Source organism: Streptomyces sp. YIM 130001 (assembly GCF_003574445.1).
Classification (GTDB): Bacteria; Actinomycetota; Actinomycetes; order Streptomycetales; family Streptomycetaceae; genus Streptomyces.
This window is the reverse complement of record NZ_KZ984550.1, coordinates 90095-107678: the sequence shown is the minus strand read 5'-3', so window position 1 is coordinate 107678 and position 17584 is coordinate 90095. Positions and strand designations below refer to the sequence as shown.

Annotated in this window: 14 protein-coding genes; 8 read left to right on the top strand and 6 right to left on the bottom strand. The window is 72.1% G+C overall.

Translation table 11 applies throughout. The features are described from left to right. Positions 1–9: 9 nt before the first annotated feature. Complete coding sequence (locus DSC45_RS06055) at positions 10–2163, top strand: tetratricopeptide repeat protein (RefSeq protein ID WP_119287868.1); 2154 nt, start codon at positions 10–12, stop codon at positions 2161–2163. Here DSC45_RS06055 and DSC45_RS06050 read toward each other — a convergent pair. Beyond that, the gene (locus DSC45_RS06050; protein WP_240434492.1) at positions 2150–3883 is read right to left on the bottom strand and encodes a hypothetical protein; all 1734 of its coding nucleotides are present in this window, start codon (positions 3881–3883) and stop codon (positions 2150–2152) included. The genes DSC45_RS06055 and DSC45_RS06050 overlap by 14 nt on opposite strands. A 248-nt stretch (positions 3884–4131) precedes the next feature. Between DSC45_RS06050 and DSC45_RS06045 the strand changes: the two genes are divergently transcribed. The 4 genes from DSC45_RS06045 to DSC45_RS06030 all read left to right on the top strand — a co-directional run bounded on the left by DSC45_RS06045 (position 4132) and on the right by DSC45_RS06030 (position 9288). Then, on the top strand, positions 4132–4992 hold the full coding sequence (locus DSC45_RS06045) for an ABC transporter ATP-binding protein (protein ID WP_276145447.1): 861 nt from the start codon (positions 4132–4134) through the stop codon (positions 4990–4992). 6 nt (positions 4993–4998) lie between these two features. Further along, entirely contained in the window at positions 4999–5976 is a 978-nt protein-coding gene (locus tag DSC45_RS06040; RefSeq protein ID WP_119287864.1) for an iron-siderophore ABC transporter substrate-binding protein, read from the top strand. A gap of 2 nt (positions 5977–5978) precedes the next feature. Continuing rightward, entirely contained in the window at positions 5979–8093 is a 2115-nt protein-coding gene (locus DSC45_RS06035; protein ID WP_119287862.1) for an iron ABC transporter permease, read from the top strand. 532 nt (positions 8094–8625) lie between these two features. Next, on the top strand, positions 8626–9288 hold the full coding sequence (locus DSC45_RS06030) for a LuxR C-terminal-related transcriptional regulator (protein WP_119287860.1): 663 nt from the start codon (positions 8626–8628) through the stop codon (positions 9286–9288). Positions 9289–9356: 68 nt separating this feature from the next. Here the strand turns inward: DSC45_RS06030 and DSC45_RS06025 are convergent, their stop codons facing one another. Then, positions 9357–10493 carry an acyltransferase family protein gene (locus tag DSC45_RS06025; protein ID WP_162929146.1) on the bottom strand — a complete coding sequence of 379 codons (1137 nt, stop codon included), beginning with the start codon at positions 10491–10493 and terminating at the stop codon, positions 9357–9359. A 522-nt stretch (positions 10494–11015) separates the two neighbouring features. On the opposite strand from DSC45_RS06025, the gene DSC45_RS06020 reads away from it, so the two are divergent. Continuing rightward, positions 11016–11327 (top strand): ArsR/SmtB family transcription factor, encoded by a 312-nt coding sequence (locus DSC45_RS06020; protein ID WP_119287856.1) that lies wholly within the window; start codon positions 11016–11018, stop codon positions 11325–11327. After that, complete coding sequence (gene arsB / locus DSC45_RS06015; RefSeq protein ID WP_119287855.1) at positions 11327–12448, top strand: ACR3 family arsenite efflux transporter; 1122 nt, start codon at positions 11327–11329, stop codon at positions 12446–12448. The genes DSC45_RS06020 and arsB overlap by 1 nt, the downstream gene beginning before the upstream one ends. 50 nt (positions 12449–12498) lie before the next feature. Here arsB and DSC45_RS06010 read toward each other — a convergent pair whose 3' ends face one another. After that, positions 12499–12879, bottom strand: a complete 381-nt coding sequence (locus DSC45_RS06010) for an ArsR/SmtB family transcription factor (protein ID WP_162929145.1) — start codon at positions 12877–12879, stop codon at positions 12499–12501. Positions 12880–13154: 275 nt separating this feature from the next. Between DSC45_RS06010 and DSC45_RS06005 the strand changes: the two genes are divergently transcribed. Further along, positions 13155–14537, top strand: coding sequence for an NAD(P)-binding domain-containing protein (locus tag DSC45_RS06005; RefSeq protein WP_119287851.1), 1383 nt, complete (start codon positions 13155–13157; stop codon positions 14535–14537). Between the two features lie 48 nt (positions 14538–14585). Here the strand turns inward: DSC45_RS06005 and DSC45_RS06000 are convergent, their stop codons facing one another. The 3 genes from DSC45_RS06000 to DSC45_RS05990 form a co-directional block, all read right to left on the bottom strand. Next, entirely contained in the window at positions 14586–15347 is a 762-nt protein-coding gene (locus DSC45_RS06000) for an SDR family NAD(P)-dependent oxidoreductase (RefSeq protein ID WP_119287849.1), read from the bottom strand. A gap of 757 nt (positions 15348–16104) precedes the next feature. Continuing rightward, complete coding sequence (locus DSC45_RS05995; RefSeq protein WP_119287847.1) at positions 16105–16752, bottom strand: DedA family protein; 648 nt, start codon at positions 16750–16752, stop codon at positions 16105–16107. Beyond that, positions 16749–17477, bottom strand: coding sequence for a class I SAM-dependent methyltransferase (locus DSC45_RS05990; RefSeq protein ID WP_119287846.1), 729 nt, complete (start codon positions 17475–17477; stop codon positions 16749–16751). Before DSC45_RS05990 ends, DSC45_RS05995 begins: the two co-directional genes overlap by 4 nt. Positions 17478–17584: the final 107 nt, after the last annotated feature.

Below are 17584 nucleotides of genomic sequence, written 5' to 3'. Positions count from 1 at the left end.
GGGGACCCGGTGGAACCCATCACGATGTCGGCGGTCACCACGATGGCGTCCGCCATGGGCACGGGCATGGCGTCCGAGGCGGGCCGCCGCCTGGTCAACCTGCTCGGCGGCCTGGTCGGCCTCGAGGAGCGTGCCCCCGACAGCGGCACCGACTGGGGCCCACTGGTCCAAGTCCTGTGCGACCAGGCGCGGGAGGACCCCGAGACGGCGCTGCGGCTCGCCCACATCATGGCCATGACCCGCTCCACCCTCACCCCGCCGACGGCCTCCCGTACACCTCGACTGCCACCCGGAACGCCGTACTTCGAGAATCATCGCGCCCCGCTGAGGCGCCTGGCCAAGGAGGCGGGACGCCGCCCCGGTACCCACCCCCGTGCCGCACTGCTGCACGGTCCGCCCGGTATCGGCACGACCGGGCTCGCAGTGGAGTTCGGCCGGAGCGAGGCGCGGCGCTTTCCCGACGGGTGTCTCTACGTCGATCTGCGCAGCGACCCCGACGCCTCCGCGGCTCTGCGGCAGGCTCTGGTGACGCTGGGCGTACCGGAGCAGCGCATCGCCGCCGTTCCTGCCCGACGCGAGGCGGAATTCGCCGAGTTGGTGGCCGGCCGGCGCATGCTCGTCGTGCTTGACCACGCCCGCTCGGCGGCCCAGGTGCGGCCGCTGCTCACCGCGTCGCCGAGCGTGTTCACCGTCGTGGTCGCCCGGCGGCCGCTCGTCGGCCTCGACGCCGCGTCCGTCGAGGTGGAGCCGCTCGCGCCGCGCAATGCCCTGCGGCTGCTGACCCGAGTGGCGGGCAAGCAGGCCGTGGACGCGCTCGGCGACGGCGTCGATGTGGAGCTGGAACGCTGCGGGGGCCGCCCGCGGGCCATCCGACTCGTCGGCGCCGGGCTCGTCACCGCACCCCCCGACGAGGAGGCCCGCACCGTGACCCCCGACGACCCGCTGCACGCCGCGGCCGACCGCGCCTACCGGGCCCTCGACCCGGACGTCGCCCGGCTGCACCGGCGGTGCGCTCTGTGGCCTTGGCCGGCCCTACGGTCCGGCCCCGCTGCCGCCGCGGCGCAGATCGGCGAGGACGAAGCCGCCCTGGCTCTCGAGGAGTTGGCAGGGCGCGGCCTGCTCGAGGGCGACCCCGTCGCCGGCTACCGCCACCCGCCGGCCGTACGCCGGCACGCCGAGGAGGCCGCGATGCGCGAGGAGCGCGTCGCCGGCTGCCTGAGGGCCGTGGAGCGGACCGTGCGCTGGTACGTCGACCTGGCGGTGGACGCGGGCACCGCGGCTCTGTCGCAGCGCTGGCAGATCGGCGCCACCCAGGCGCCCGCCCCCGGCCGTTACGCGGACCCCGGCGCCGCACTCGCGGCCCTCGGCGCCGAACTCGACGGCGCCGTACAGGCGGTGCTCGCCGCCCGGGAGTACGCACTCGGGGACACGGCCTGCGTCCTGGTCCAGGGACTGTGGCCGATCCAGCTCAAGGACGGGCGGCACGAACAGATGCTGCCCGCACTGCGCGCCGGCGTCGAGGTGGCCGAGGACGTCTGCCCCAACACCCGGATGGCCGGGCGGATGTACACCTTCCTGGCGTCCGCGCTGATCGAGATGCGGGAGTACTCGGCGGCAGAGGCGGCCGCGCGGTCCGCGCTCGCCGCCGAGGAGCATGCCGGTCATCTGCGCGGCCGCGCCACCGCCACCGAGACGCTCGGCCGGCTCAGGCTCGTTCAGTGGCGCTACGAGGACGCCGACGAACTGTTCGTGGCGGCGGGCCGCATCCTCGACGGGATCGGCCCCGGCGACGAGGGCGCCGCCGACCTCCCGCGGTTCCGGGCGCTGCTCGACCGCCACCGCGGCCGGGCCCGCACGGGACAGGCCATGCGCGGGCTGCGCTCCTGGGACGACCCGGAGCAACTCCTGTTGTCCGCCCTGCGGTTCTTCCGCGGCGAGAGCGACGGCGTGGCACCCGAGACGTACAACGCCGCCCGCACCCTGACGGACCTGGCCGAGCTGTACTTCTTCAGCGGACGCCGCGAACAGGCGGTCTTGCTGACCGACGACGCGATCCGGGCCCTGGAGGGTGAGCGGGCCGAGTACCACGTGGCGCATCTCAGGGCCCTGCGGCGCAGTTGCGTCGGCGGTCCGGACCTGCCTGAGCCGCCTACCGGCGGCTGACCTCCTCGGCCACCTCGACCCGGTGTACCGCCGTCCCGGTGCGGACCGCCAACACCCCATCCAGTTCGGCGAGTTCCTTGCCCGAGGCGAGCCAGGCGTGCAGGGCCGAGGCGTACGCCGCCGGGTCGGCCGCGTCCTGCTCCCGCGCGGTCAGGAGCAGCGGCGCCCGGCCGCGGGACACCGCGATGCAGCTGCCGGGGCCCGTCACGTATGCGGCGAGTGCGCAGTGCCGGTGGCGGGCGAGCACTTCTGCCGCCCACTGCGTCGGCGGGCCGAAGCGGGGGTCGTCCGGTTCGCCGTGGCGCAGGACGACGTCGGCGAGCGAGAGGTGGGACGGGTCGAGGGTGTCCTCGTGCACGGCCGTGTGCGCCTGGCCCCCGGCGACCGGTTCGGCGTCGAGGCCCGCGTGCCGGGTGACCGAGACTTCGCCCGGGCCGGTGACCTGGGTGACGACCTGCATCGGCGCTGTGCGGCGCGGCGGGTCGTACGCGGGTGTCCGGAGCGGGTCCAGGAGGGCGCGGCCTGCCGGCTCCGGTATGCCGATACGGGAGTAGAAGGTGCGGCGCAGCAGTTCGGCGGACCGGCCGGGGTCGGACGAGACGAACTCGGCAGGGTCGGCCGGCGCCTGCTCATGTGCGGTGAGAACACGAGTGAGTTGGGGCCGCAGCGGTGCGTGCGGGTCGAAGCGCGGGGCTCGTCGCACGAAGTCGGCGACGGGGGAGTCGGCGCCGAGCCCCGGCAGGTGGGTGGCGCCGAGCAGTACGGGTGTGCGCAGGGCGGCGGCGTAGTACGAGACGGAGCCGAAGTCGCCCAGGACGAGGTCCGCGGCGATCAGCGCCTGGCGCCAGTCGTGCAGCGGGTCCACGAGGGCGAGTCCGGCGCGGCGGGCCCCGTCGAGCCACATGCGTATCTGTCCGGGGCCGTGGCCGTGCCAGATGTTGGGGTGCAGTACGGCGGCCACGCGGTACTCGTCCGCCGGCAGTTCGGCGGTCAGCGCGGGCAGCAGGCGAGGCAGCACATCGCTGCCTCCGTCGCCGAACAACGCCTCCGGATTCCAGGTGGAGTTGATCAGGACGAGACGCTGCTCGCGGCGTACGCCGAGGGCGCGGCGGAAGCGGCCGCGGTGCGGCGCGGCGGCGAGCAGGCGGTCGTAGCAGGGGTCACCGGCGAGCACCGCGGTGGACGCGGCCTCGGGGCAGGCGGCACGCAGGCGCGCGAGTTGCTCGGGGTGGGACAGGACCATGACATCCGCGACGGGGCGCCCACCGGCGAGCAGCCACTCCTCCGACAGCCCGAAGACCCCGGCTCCCGGCTCCCGGCTCCCGGCTCCCGGCTCCCGGCTCGCCAGCTTCTTATTATAGCCAACGCCGTGCGACAGAACGGTCAAATCCCCTGATATCTCAGGGAGTTGGCCGCCGAAGCTGGCGGCGATGGCGAGGTCGACCGGGGTCGCCAGGGCCTGCTCCCAGGGCAGCACCGGGATCCCCAGGCCGTGCAGGAGTTCCGCCGTGCCGGCCTGGAAGGGCGAGGACCCGGTGCAGGTGGCGAGCAGCTGCACCCGCAGGTCGTCGCGGAACAAGGGGAGTACGTCGAGCAGCCGGGTCGCCGAGGTCACGTTGTGCACCACGAGAAGCACCCGTCGGCACCGGCCGCGCGAGGCCCATCGCCGCGCCTCGTCCCCCACCGGCACCCGTAGCCAGTCACTCTGCTCCTGCGGCACGTGCGCCCCCTTGCTTCCGCGCCGCGATGCTACCGGCGGGGCCGGTTCGCCAGGCGGGGCGGTGCGTTCCGCGGGTGGTGCGCCAGGGGCGCGCGAAGGGCCGCTGAAGTGCTCGGACGTCCGAGGCGGATTCCGGAGAAGCCTAAGGTTAGGCTAACCTCATCGCCGTGAAGGTGAGTGACCTCGACCGAGACGGCATACCGCAGCGCCGGCGTGCGCAGCCCCTGGAGGGCGACGCCGCGCCGAGCGTGGGCCTGGCCGCGGCCGCGCTCACCGTCGGCTACGACGGCGTCGACGTGGTGCACGCCGCCGATCTGAACCTCCCGCGCGGCAAGGTGACCGCGCTGATCGGCCCGAACGGCAGCGGCAAGTCCACCCTCCTGCGCGCCGTCGCCCGCCTGCACCGCGCCCGCACCGGCAGCGTGACCGTGCCGCGCGAAAAGGCTCCCGGCGACGGCTCCCGGAACGGGAGCGCCAATGACGGAGACCCCGAGCAGCTGGACGCCCTGACCCTGTCCCGCAACGAGTTCGCCCGCCGTATCACCATGCTCGCCCAGAGCCGAACCGCACCCTCCGGACTCAGTGTCCGCGACGTGGTCGCCTTCGGCCGCCACCCCTACCGGCACCGCTTCCGCGGCACCGACCCCGACGGCCCCGGGGTGGTCGAGCACGCGCTCGCCGTCACCGACGTCGTCGCGTTCGCCGACCGCGGCGTCGAGCAGCTGTCCGGCGGCCAGTTGCAGCGCGTCTGGCTCGCCTGCTGCCTCGCCCAGGACACCGACGTACTGCTCCTCGACGAGCCGACCAACCACCTGGACCTGCGCTATCAGGTCGAGATCCTCGACCTGATCCGCGACCTCGCCGACACCCACGGCGTCACGGTCGGAGTCGTCCTGCACGACCTCGACCAGGCGGCCGCGGTGGCGGACCAGGTCGTCCTGCTCGCCGAGGGCCGCGTGAGCGCCGCCGGCACTCCCGCCGACGTGTACGAGTCCGAGCGGCTCACCGATACCTACGGCATCCGTATCGAGGTCGAGAGCGACCCCGCCACGGGCGTCCCCCGAACCCGCGCGCTGGGCCGACACCACCGCCGCCTCGAAAGGTCCTGAACCCTCATGACGTCCAAGCTCCGGGCCTGGCCCGTGTTCGTCGCCGTCGCCGCGGTCGCCCTCGCCGGGTGCGGCACCACCGAAGCGCCGGAGGAGGAGTCGAAGGGCGGCGACTCCGCGCTCACGCTCGCCGACTCCCGCGGCAAGAAGGTCGAGCTCGACGGCCCGGCCAAGCGTGTCGTCGGCACCGAGTGGAACGGCGTCGAATCCCTGGTCTCGCTCGGCGTCGACCCGGTGGGCGTCGCCGACGTCAAGGGCTACACGGCCTGGGACACCGCCGCCCCGCTCAAGAACAAGCCCACCGACATCGGCACCCGCGGCGAGCCCAGCGTCGACACCGTCGCCAAGCTGAAGCCGGATCTGATCATCGCGACGAACGACCTCTCGGACGCCGCGGTCGCCCAGCTCTCCAAGGCCGCACCGGTGATCGTCCTCAAGTCCGCCGACGCCACCCGGCAGATCGATCAGATGAAGGAGAACCTGAAGCTGATCGCCAAGGCCACCGGCACCGAGGACAAGGCCGACAGCCAGATCGAGGCCTTCGAGAAGAAGCTCGCCCAAGGACGCAAGAAGCTCGCGGACGCCGGGCTCGACGGCGAGCAGGTCGCGGTCGCCGACGGCTGGCAGGAGGGCAACCAGGTCTCGGTGCGCCCCTTCGTCAAGGGCTCCCTGCTCACCGACGTCAACACCGAACTCGGCCTGAAGAGCCCGTGGAAGGTCAAGGGCGACAAGGCGTACGGCCTGGGCGCCACCGACGTCGAGGGCCTCACCAAGGTCGGCGACGCACGGTTCGTCTACATCGCCAACGCCACCGACGGCGGCGACCCGTTCGCCGAGGGCCTGAAGGACAACGCGGTCTGGAAGTCGCTGCCGTTCGTCAAGAAGGACCAGGTGCACCGACTGCCCGACGGCATCTGGATGTTCGGCGCCACCGCTTCCATGTCGGATTACGTCGACGCGCTCGTGGGCGCCCTGACCAAGTGAGCGTGACCGCACCCGCGACGAAGTCCGCGCCGGCCGCCGACCCCACCGAGGGGAAGCCGGCCGGCGCGGCCACGCGTCGCCGCAACACCCGGCGCACCGCGCTGCTCACGGCCGCGGCCGCCTTCGGCGTACTCGTACTCGCCGCCGTGCACGTCAGCCAGGGCACCGCGGCCCTCGATCTGCCCACCGTGTGGCGGGCGTTCAGCAGCCTGTGGTCGGACAGCGGCGACAGCCAGGCGGATGCCGTCCTGGTCTCCTCGCGGTTGCCGCGGCTCGCCGCCGGACTGGTCGTGGGCTGTGCGCTCGGCGCGTCCGGCGCGGCCCTGCAGTCGGTGTCGCGCAACGTCCTCGCCTCGCCCGACACGCTCGCCGTGAACGCCGGAGCGCATTTCGCGGTCGTCGTGGTCGCCGCGTTCGGTCTCACGCTGCCCGCCTTCCTGGCCGGCGGCACCGCCTTCGTCGGCGGACTCGCCGCGGCCGCGGTGGTCCTCGGCATCTCCCGCGCCGGTGCGGGCCCGATCCGGCTCGTCCTGGCGGGCTCCGCGCTCACCCTCGCGCTCACCAGCCTGACCCAGATGCTGCTCATCCTGCGCGAACAGCAGACGACCGGGCTCTACGCCTGGGGCGAGGGCTCGCTCGCCCAGATCGGCATGGAGTACGTCGCCCGGCTCGCGCCGGTCGCGGTACTCGCCCTGATCGGCCTGGTGCTGCTCGGCCGGCGGCTCGACATCCTGGCGCTCGGTGACGACGGCGCAGCGGTCGTCGGTGTCAGCCCCCGGCTCACCCGCGCGGTGGCGGTGGTGCTCGCGGTGATGCTGGCGGCGGTGTCCGTCACCATCGCGGGACCGGTCGGATTCGTGGGCCTCTGCGCGCCGGCGATCACCCGGTTCGCAGGCGCCTGGGCGCCCGGGCTGCTCAGGCACCGGGTGTTCGTACCGGCCTCGGCGGTGACGGGTGTCCTCGTGGTGCTCGGCGCCGATGTGCTGCTGCGCGCGGCGTTCGGCGCGCAGGCGAGCACCGCCGTACCGACCGGAATCGTCACCAGCTTCTTCGGCGCCGTGGTCCTGGTCGTGCTCGCCTACCGCTCCAAGGACGCGGGCAAGTCCGACCGGGCGACCGCCTTCGCCAGGCTGCGCAGCCGCCGTACGTTCGTCGTCACCCTGGTCGTCGTGGCCGCCGGACTACTGGCCGCGCTCGTCGCCGCCCTCCTGCTCGGCGACGCCCGACTGCTCCTCGGCGACGTGGTCAACTGGCTCGGCGGCCGGGCCGGTTCCTATGTGTCCTACGTGCTCGACACCCGGGTGCCCAGGGTCGTGGCCGCTCTGCTCGCCGGTGCCGCGCTCGCCGTGGCGGGTGCGGTGGTGCAGGCCGTGTCCCGTAACCCGCTCGCCGAACCGGCCATCCTCGGTGTGGTCGGCGGCGCCGGAGTCGGCGCGATCGTGACGATCACCGTCGTGCCGCTGGCGAGCTTCTGGTTCATCGGCGGCTCGGCGCTCGCGGGCGCCGCGGTGGCCGCCGCCCTGGTCTTCGGACTCGCCGCCCGCCGCGGCCTCGAGCAGAACGTCTTGGTCCTGATCGGCATCGGTGTGTCCGCCGGCACGTCAGCGGTGGTGAGTCTCCTGATCGTGCTCACCGACCCGCACAACGCGACCAAGGCCATGGTGTGGCTTGCCGGTTCGACGTACGGACGGACCTTCCCCGAGGTGCTGCCGGTGCTCCTGGTGCTGGCCGTCACGCTGCCGGTGCTGTTCGTCATGCGCCGCGAACTCGACCTGATCGGCCTGGACGCGGACACTCCCCGGCTGCTCGGTGTGCGGCCCGCGGTCACCCGGCTCACGCTGCTCGGCATCGCCGTCCTGCTGACCGCCGCCGCGGTCGCCGCGGTCGGCGTGATCGGATTCGTCGGTCTGGTGGCGCCGCACGCGGCGCGCGCCCTGGTGGGGCAGCGGAACGCGCGGGTCGTGCCGGTGGCGGCGTTGCTCGGTGCCTTCCTGGTGGTCGTCGCGGACGCCGTCGGACGGACCGTCATCGCGCCCGCGCAGATCCCGGTCGGCATCATCACGGCGGTCATCGGTGCGCCGTACTTCGGCTGGCTGCTCTGGCGGTCGAAGGCCTGAGGTTCCGGCCGGCCGAGACGCGATGTGCGGGGAGGCCGGGGCGCTGCGGGGCGTCCTGGCCGCCCTTCCGCATCCCCGAAGTTTGTCGTGTCCCTGCATGTCCGTGGCCTGGCAGTGAAGTCGCGCCGAGAATCCAATGTCAGTAACGCTAAGCCTCGGCGTCCGGTTCGAAACATGGCTCGTTAATGACCTTGCGGGCGGCTGGATATGGCCGCTTCCGAAGAGAATTTACGGTCGGCGGTGCGCCGCTGCGGTGGCGTGCATTTATGCAGGTGGGGGATATCCGTCCGACCGCAGGCGACGGAAACCGGGCGACGATTTTCCGCTCTGTGCCGCGTCAATGGGCCCCCGGGCCCGGGCCCTTGGGCCCACAAAGCGGAATGGACTGGGCCTGGGCCCAAATACTGCGGTGGGCCGACGATTGGCGGAATTCCGCTGCTAGCGTTTCGTGGGCGGTGAATCAATCTGCGATGCGTTCCGCAACTGCAGTTCCGACACCGCGGGTTATCGATGCGTGTGGTGAGGGGGAGCGATGGGAGTAGTCATCGTTGACGGTCATCCGTGTGTGCGCCTGGCGCTGAGCGCACTCGTCAGCGAGGGGACCGGGATCTCGGTGCTCGGTGAGGTGGCTGATGCGGACGAAGCCCTGCGCGAGTCCCGCCGGACTCGCGCGGGCCTCGTCATCACGGAGTTGTCCGGAAGCGAGCCGGGGTTCGACGGGGACTTCCTGCGGCGGCTCAAGGCTCTGCCGCAGTCCCCACGGGTGCTCGTCTTCTCCGGGTCGACCGCCCCGGCCGACGTCATCGCGGCGCTCTCCGCCGGGGCCGACAGCTTCGTGCACAAGAGCACGTCCTGCGGCCGGCTCGTGGACGCCATCAGCAAGACCCACCGCGGCGAACGCGTCGTATGGCTCCGTGAGCAGGAGACGTCGCCGGCCTCCACACCGGGCGACCTGTCCCACGCTCCCGATCTGACCGGCCGGGAGAACGAGGTGCTCGCGCTGCTCCTTCGCCGCTACTCCAACGAGGAGATAGCCGAGCAACTCGTGCTCGCCCACCAGACCGTCAAGAACCACGTCAGCAGCGTCTTCCGCAAGCTGGGCGTCGGCAACCGGCGTGAACTGCTGCGCGGTACGCCGGCACGGCCCTCCGTCCCGGCGGCCGGGATCGGCATCCCGCAGCTGGAGACCGCCTGACCCTGCCGTCCAGCCGGAGACCGCCTGACTCCAGCTGCGCAGCTCCCACGGAATCCGAACGACAAGCTCTAACTTCCGTGCCCCGCCCGGGCCGTATCCGCGTCCCGGGCGGTGTCGGTGCGCGCGCCGGCGTCCGGAGCCGTGCCCGAGTCGGCCGGCACCAGGCCCTTCGGGAAGCGGGGCTCCACCACCGGCCGCAGCACCCGTCGCACCGGCGTACTGGACAGCACCACGGTCAGTGCGAAGCCGAAGAGCGCGAGCACCACCGCCGCCGTCGCCCCGAGCCGGCCGAGGTGCTCGTAGACGCCGTACGCCTTGCCCGTCTGCACCAGCAGCCCGTGCACCAGGAACGGGAACATCGTCACCGCCCCGAGCGCGGTGAACGTGGTCCTGCGGGCCGGCACCAGCGCCAGGAACGCCACGATCAGCGCGCCGGAGAGCGCGAAGAGCAGCAGCCGCATCAGCACGTAGCCGAACACGCCGGTGCCCAGCGCGTGGTGGTTGGCCGACATGTAGAACCAGGTGGCGTTGATCCGCGGCGCGAGGACGTAGGCGCCGGCCAGCGCGGTGAGCAGCACGACCGGGGCGCAGCGCCGTACCGCGCGGGTCCGCAGCCGGTGGAAGTGTTCGGGCCGCAGCTGCAGACCGAGCACGAACCACGGCAGGAACATCAGCACCCGCGGCATCGCCATCTGGGCGGTGACCTCGGTCAGCCCGGCGGCGAGCGAGATCACCACGGCGACGGCCACCGGGTAGCGCAGGGCCCGCCACACCGGCGCACTGAGCCGCCACAGGAACAGCGCCATCAAGAACCACAGCAGATACGTCGGCTCCGCCGGCTTCAGCGTGAACTCGGCCCCCGAGATCACGACGTAGAGCCCCTTGTACGCGACGGTGAAGACCAGATAGGGCACGAGCACCCGGGCGATCAGCGCCCGGATCTGCGGCCCCGTCCCGGTGAAGCCCCGCGAGAACAGGCCGCACAGCAGGATGAACGCCGGCATGTGGAAGAGGTAGACCACCGAGTACGCGGCCTTGATGGTGTCCATGTCCCGCACGAGCGCCGCCCAGTTGTGCCCGACCACCACGAGGACGACCAGCAGGAACTTGGCGTTGTCGAAGAACGGATCGCGGGCCGGGCGCGGCGGCGGACGGCCCTGGGCGTGGGCGTTGCGGTCAGGCGTGAGGGTCGTGGACGTCGTCACAGCGGGCCTGCTTCCTGAAGTCTTGATCCTTTCCCTTGGTGAACGAGCGGGATCCGCACCGGTCCCGCCCCTGCGCACCACGGCTCGGCCGGACGGGTTGGGCGGCGGAGGCCGGGGGGTGTGAGGATCTGTGGCGGAAGGGCCGGTCAGGCGTCCGGTGTCGGGCAGGGCGGTTCCGGTGCTGCGAAGTCGGCCAGGGTCGGGTGACGGATCACCGGTGGGGACGGCCTTGTCCTGGTCGGCGGGGACCGAACCGGCGGAGCGGACCTGGATCCGCTCGCCGCCGGCGAGGCGGGCGACGCATCAGCGGGCCGTGTGCGGACGGCCCGAGGTGTGGACGCGGACGCAGGGCACGGAGGCGATGCGCACGGACGGGGCGCGGGCATCGCCGCTCCCCGCCCACGTGGCCGAACGCGCCGCAGGACAGGGCGGGTCGAGGCGGTGACGCCGGTGGCCACAGCCACCACCTGACACATCAGGCCCCACTGGTATCAGCACAGGATGATGTGACATCATCCGTCCATGATGACGTCAGTCGACACTGATCTGATCCGGGTGCTGGCCGACCCGCTCAGGCTGCGGATCGTGACCCTGCTCGCCCGCGAGACCCTGTGCACGACCCACCTGGTGGAGGAGACGGGAGCGCGCCAGACCAATCTCTCCAACCACCTGAAGGTGCTGCGCGACGCGGAGATCGTGGACACCGAGCCCTGCGGCCGGTTCACGTACTACCGACTCAGGCCGGACGCGATCGCCACTCTCGCGGGCCAGTTCACCGATCTCGCCGAGACAGCCCGTACGACCGCCGAAACCGGCCGGAAGCGTGCCTGCTGATGGCCGCCGCGGAGCCGGGATCCGCCCGGACCCGGCCCTCTCCCGAAGCCTCCGTCGTCGACAGGCTCTCCACCCTCGACCGCTACCTGGCGGTCTGGATCCTGCTCTCCATGGCCGCCGGCATCGGTCTCGGCCGCCTGGTTCCCGGCATGGGCGACGCACTGGCGGGGATCGAGGTCGGCGGTATCTCGCTGCCCATCGCGATCGGCCTGCTCGTGATGATGTATCCGGTGCTCGCCAAGGTCCGCTACGACAGGCTCGACACGGTCACCGGCGACAAGCCGCTCATGGTGTCGTCCCTCGCCGTCAACTGGATCGTCGGCCCCGCGGTGATGTTCGCCCTCGCGTGGATCTTCCTGCCGGACCTGCCGGAGTACCGGACCGGCCTGATCATCGTGGGCCTGGCCCGCTGTATCGCGATGGTCATCATCTGGAACGACCTCGCCCGCGGTGACCGGGAGGCCGCCGCGGTTCTGGTGGCTCTCAACTCCGTCTTCCAGGTCCTCGCGTTCGGCCTGCTCGGCTGGTTCTACCTGGACCTGCTGCCGCGGTGGCTCGGCCTGGGCGACGGCCAGGGGCTCGACGTACCGGTGTGGCACATCGCGCTGAATGTGGTCGTGTTTCTCGGCGTTCCGCTGATCGCCGGATTCCTCACCCGCCGCATCGGCGAGCGGAAACTCGGCCGCGTCCGCTACGAGACCGACTTCCTGCCCCGGATCGGGCCCTGGGCGCTGTACGGACTGCTGTTCACGATCGTCGTGCTCTTCGCCCTGCAAGGAGAGACGATCGCCTCACAGCCCGTCGACGTCATCCGGATCGCGCTGCCGCTGCTCGTCTACTTCGCGGTGATGTTCTTCGGAACCTTCCTGCTGGGCAGGCGAATCGGTCTCGCCTACGACCGCACCGTCACCCTTGCCTTCACCGCGGCCGGCAACAACTTCGAGCTGGCCATCGCGGTCGCCATCGCCACCTTCGGCGTGACGTCGGGCCAGGCGCTGTCGGGGGTGGTCGGCCCCCTGATCGAGGTGCCGGTGCTGATCGGACTCGTCCATGTGGCGCTCGCGCGGCGGAAGTCGTTCGCCTCGCCTGCCTCGGACGACCGGGCGCCTGCGGGCCGGTGAGCTCGTCCGGGGTCCGCCGGACACGTGTGGTCGCCCGGCTGCTTCGACGCTCACTGCCTCCGCAGGTCGAGCATGGCCGACATCGCCGCCACGACCGAGGGCGCGACGCTGTAGTACACCCAGGTCCCGCGCCGCTCGGACGTGAGCAGACCCGCGTCCTTCAGCTTCTTCAGGTGGTGCGAGACCGTCGGCTGCGAGACGCCGACATCGGAGATGTCGCACACGCACGCTTCCCCGCCCGGGTACGAGGCCACCTTCGAGAACAGCCGCAGCCGCACCGGGTCCGACAGCGCCTTGAACATCAGGGCCGTCTTCTCGGCGTCCGCGACGGACAGCTCGCCCGCCGTGATCGGCGGGCAGCACGGCACCGCCGGCTCCGGGGCTGAGTCGTGAGGCTCCGCCGGCGGCTCGACCGTACGAGGATTCGACATGCCTCTATGTTGACGTCTGTCGATTCAAGGGGCAAGCTCGTCTGTATCGACAGCAATCGAATCAAGCGGTCGATCGCGATCGCGATCGCGTGACCGGAATCCAGCAGCCGGAAGCGATGGCCGGTTCGAGGCGTCGGACCGAGCACCGGATCGGGTGGCGGGCCACGTAGCCGGACCGAGTGCCGGATCCGGCAGCCCGTTCAAGCAGTCGCTTCAAACAGTCGGTTCAAGCAGCCGGTTCAAGCAGTCGGATCAAGCCCCGGAGGGCAGCCACCATGACCGCACCCGCCACCACCCGCACGGAAGACCTCCCCGTCGTCGTCATCGGGGCCGGCCCGATCGGTCTTGCCGCCGCCGCCCACCTCGTCGGCCGGGGCCTCGATCCGCTCGTCCTCGAAACCGGACCGACGGCCGCCGCGTCCGTACGCGAGTGGTCGCACGTCCGGCTCTTCTCCCCCTGGAGCGAGGTCGTCGATCCGGCCGCCGAGAAGCTCCTCGCGCCCACCGGCTGGACGCGGCCCGACCCGGACACCTACCCCACCGGCGGCGACTGGGCCGACGCCTACCTCCAGCCGCTCGCCGACGTCCTCGGAGATGCGGTCCGCACCGGGGCCACCGTCACCGGCGTCTCCCGCTCGGGCCGCGACCGCGTCGTCGACGCCGACCGTGCGGCCCAGCCGTTCGTCGTCCACGTACATCACGCCGACGGCCGCGACGAGCGTCTCCTCGCCCGCGCCGTCATCGACGCCTCCGGAACCTGGTCGACCCCGTCCCCGGCGGGCGGCAGCGGCCTGGCCGCACTCGGCGAGCGCGCCGCGTCCGACCGGATCACCTACCGCGTACCGGACTTCAAGGACCCTGCCGTGCGCGCCCGTTACGCCGGCCGCCGCACCGCCGTCATCGGATCCGGGGCTTCCGCCTTCACCGCCCTCGCCTCCTTGGCGGCCCTTGCCGACTCCGGCGACGGCGCGGGAACGCAGGGTGTCTGGATCCTGCGGCGCGGCATCGGCCGATCCACGTACGGGGGCGGCGAATCCGACCAGTTGCCCGCACGGGGTGCCCTCGGCCTCGCGGCGAAGCGCGCCGTCGACGACGGGTACGCGGACGCGGTCACCGGCTTCCGCACCGAGGCGGTGGAACGAGCCTGTGACGGCCGCCTCGTCCTGGCCGGCGACGACGGCCGCCGCCTGGACCCGGTCGACGAGATCATCGTGCTCACCGGCCTCCGCCCCGACCTGTCCTTCCTCTCCGAGATCCGCCTCGACCTCGACGAACGGCTGCAGGCCCCGGCCGAGTTGGCCCCACTGATCGACCCCAACCAGCACTCCTGCGGCACGGTCTACCCGCACGGTCACCGCGAGCTGTCCCACCCCGACCCGGGTCTCTACCTGGTCGGCATGAAGTCCTACGGCCGGGCCCCGACCTTCCTCGCTCTGACCGGCTACGAACAGGCCCGCTCGGTCGTCGCCGCCCTCGCAGGAGACCTCGACGCCGCCGACCACGTAGAGCTCACCCTCCCCGAGACCGGCGTATGCGGCGGCGCGGGCCTCACCGACACCGCGGAGCCCGACCAGGAATCGGCAGACGGCTGCTGCGGCCCGGCGGCACCGGCCGTGATCCCGCTGGGCGGTCCCGGCCCTGCGCCCGACGGCTGCTGACCACTGCCCGGGTGGTGCGCCTGCAGAGCCGGGGGCGGCCTCGGCGTCTCAGTGAGCGGTCCAGCCGCCGTCCAGGACGAGGTTCCCGCCGGTCATGTACGAGGACTGGTCCGAGGCCAGGAACAGTGCGGCTTCGGCGGCCTCTTCGGGGGTGCCGAGGCGCCCCAGGAGAGTCCGTTCCTCGAACTCCCGCCGGCGCTTGTCGGGATCGCCCGTGGAGTCGAGAGCCGTCTGCAGGAGTGCGGTGAGGATGACACCGGGGCTGAGGGCGTTGACCCGTACACCGTCACCGGCGTGGTCGACGGCGAGCGCGCGTGTCAGCTGCAGTACCCCGGCCTTGGACGCGGAGTAGGCCGCCACCGCCTCGGACCCGACCAGGGCCAGCTCGGACGCGATGTTGACGATGACCCCGCCCCCGGCACCGCGCATGACGGGCAGTGCGTGCTTGGCGCAGAGGAAGACCCCCTTGAGGTTCACGTCCATCAGCCAGTCCCACTCCTCGCTCGTGGTGTCCTCCACGCGCTTGGCGAACTCGACTCCCGCGTTGTTGACCAGTACGTCGAGGCGCCCGAACCGTTCCACCGTCCGGTCCATCAACGCGATCACGTCGTCCTCACGACTCACGTCGCACCGCACGGCGAACGCCTCCCCGCCGTCCGCCGCGACGAGCCCGACGGTCTCCTCCAGCGGGCCGGCCTTGTCACCGGCGACGACGACCTTCGCCCCCGCGGACGCCAGACGCAGCGCGATGGCCCGCCCGATCCCGCTCCCCGCACCGGACACCACCGCGCACCGGCCGTCCATCGTCATGCCCCGCTCCGTTCCCTCTCGCCACCACCGGCACGGCCACGCACCGAACCTGCTACGCCAATCACCCCGGGAACCGGCCCCACCCAGGAGCCGCCCCCTCCGCGTCGCGACCGTACCTGTCGCCCTCCCCGGCCCGACAACGGCCTCCGCGAGCCCGCGAACCGGGACCGGACGTGAAAGCCCGCCGGTCAGGGCCGCGTGCGCCGGGTCCACACACCGGCCTGCGGCACCACGGCAGCCACCGATCCCGACAGCCGTCCGTACCGCCGCGCCCCGAGGCAATCCAAGGACCCCCCGAACACCTCGAGTTGGGACGGCACCACCGCGCGAACAGCGGCCACCGCCTCGACCGGCAGTTCCCTGCGCGTGAACCACCCCAATGGGGCGAAAGCCCCACCTCGCCTCACCCTCGACCACTCGGCGCGGAACGTCCTGCTGACACGGTGCTGCCCGGAACTTCGGCGGCAGGCAGTCGGGCACGGCCGGGGCCGGCGCAGCGATGGGGACGGGGTATCCGGGCTCCGGCCACGCGGTGTGCATCGCGGCACCTCCTGGCCGGCACGCCGGGCTTCGCGGATCTCTCGGTCCGCTCGGTTGCGTCGGAACATACGGTCGCCCACTTGCCGTCTCGCCTGGATGAGGAGGAGAGGAGGAGAGGAGGAGAGGAGAATGCCGCAAGTCTCTGAGCTGCTCCAACTCCAAAAACGTTGAATGCAGCGGGACTTGACGGGCCGGCCGGCGGTGCGCGTCGGCGCGTTCAGGTGTGCAGGGCGACGGTGTCGTGACTCTCGCGGTCGGCAGAGCGGATTCGGCTGCGGAGTTTGCTGCCGCACAGGACCGTCGCCGTGATCACTGCGGCGGTGACGGCGAGGGCGGGGCCGCCGTAGGTGACGGCGTGCTGGAGTGAGGTGGCCGCGACGTATCCGGCGGTGGCTTCGGCGCCGGCCCACAACGGTGCGGCGAGCAGGCTGTAGGGGGCGATACGGCGGTAGGGAACGCGGGTTGCCCCGGCCAGGTGCGGGGTCAGGGTGCGTACGACGGGGACGAAGCGGGACAGGAAGACTGCCTGCCCGCCGCGTCGGGCCATGAGCGCTTCGGCTCGCTGCCAGGCGGCGGCGGGGATGCCGCGGCCGAGTCGTCCGGCGCGCAGGCGGCTGCCGAGGAGGTGTCCGGTGCGGTGGCCGAGGGCGTCCCCGGCGACGACCGCGCCCGACGCGGTGGCGATGACCAGGGCGAGGTTCAGGTCGCCGGTGCGAGCCAGGGACCCGGATGCCAGCAGGAGAGTCAGGGTCGGGACGAACGCGCCGACCAGCAGCACGGACTCGGCGAGCACTGAGGCGGCCAGGATCGCGTAGACGGCCGGCGCAGGAACGTGGGCGATCAGTCCCGACAGCGCGTTGTTCACCGGGCTGCCCCGGCCACGAGGTCCGGCGCTGCCGGGACGGACGCGCAGGTGGGGCGGCGCAACTGCCAGACGTCGGCCGGGGGCAGGTTGCCCCACACGGTCCAGCAGCCGGTGGCGTACCGGCGCTGGTAGCCGGCGAGGACCTCTTCGACGGCGCGGTGGCGGCGAGCTTGGGCGCGGGAGGCGGTCAGGGCGCGGGCATAGCGGGTGCCGCGGTAGGCGAAGTAGGTGAGGGCCCCGCCGGGGTGAAGCAGTTCCATGTATCGGTTCATGATCGCGTCGACCTGTGCGGGGGTGAAGTTGGTGAAGGGCAGGCCCGAAACGATTACGTCGTAGGGGCGGCCGGTGTCGAGCTGTTCGACGAGGGCGTGGTGGACGCGGACCCGTTCACTCTCGCCGGCCAGCCGCGGGTGGGTACGGACGAGGCGGTGCAGCTGGGAGGCGAATCGCGCGTTGGCCTCGACGATGTCCAGTCGGCTGCCCGGGGGGAGTCGGGGGATCAGGGAGCGGGTTACGGAGCCGGTCCCGGCGCCCGCCTCCAGGACGTTCAGGGGCCGCGTTCCACGCTCCTGGACCTGGTCAGTGAGCAGGCGGGCGAGCGCTTTGCTGCTGGGAGCGATGGCTCCGGTGGTGCGCAGGTCGCGGGCTGCTTCAAGGAGGAACATCCAGCCCTCGGAGTTGCGCTGCGTGAGGGCACGGTCGCGTGAGGTTGTCCAGTCGTCCATGTCTTCGACGCTAAGGACGGTCGCTCTCCTGCGGATCGTCCCTTGTGCGACCGCCTTCCCCTACGAAAGTAGGGGGTAGCCATGGCGGAACGGTGGCCGTGCAACAG

Excerpts from the sequence above, each read along its gene's own strand:
- DSC45_RS06040 (WP_119287864.1), top strand. The coding sequence starts at position 4,999 with ATGACGTCCAAGCTCCGGGCCTGGCCCGTGTTCGTCGCCGTCGCCGCG.
- DSC45_RS06030 (WP_119287860.1), top strand. The coding sequence starts at position 8,626 with ATGGGAGTAGTCATCGTTGACGGTCATCCGTGTGTGCGCCTGGCGCTG.
- DSC45_RS06020 (WP_119287856.1), top strand. The coding sequence starts at position 11,016 with ATGATGACGTCAGTCGACACTGATCTGATCCGGGTGCTGGCCGACCCG.
- arsB (WP_119287855.1), top strand. The coding sequence starts at position 11,327 with ATGGCCGCCGCGGAGCCGGGATCCGCCCGGACCCGGCCCTCTCCCGAA.
- DSC45_RS06010 (WP_162929145.1), bottom strand. The coding sequence starts at position 12,879 with ATGTCGAATCCTCGTACGGTCGAGCCGCCGGCGGAGCCTCACGACTCA.
- DSC45_RS06005 (WP_119287851.1), top strand. The coding sequence starts at position 13,155 with ATGACCGCACCCGCCACCACCCGCACGGAAGACCTCCCCGTCGTCGTC.
- DSC45_RS06000 (WP_119287849.1), bottom strand. The coding sequence starts at position 15,347 with ATGACGATGGACGGCCGGTGCGCGGTGGTGTCCGGTGCGGGGAGCGGG.
- DSC45_RS05990 (WP_119287846.1), bottom strand. The coding sequence starts at position 17,477 with ATGGACGACTGGACAACCTCACGCGACCGTGCCCTCACGCAGCGCAAC.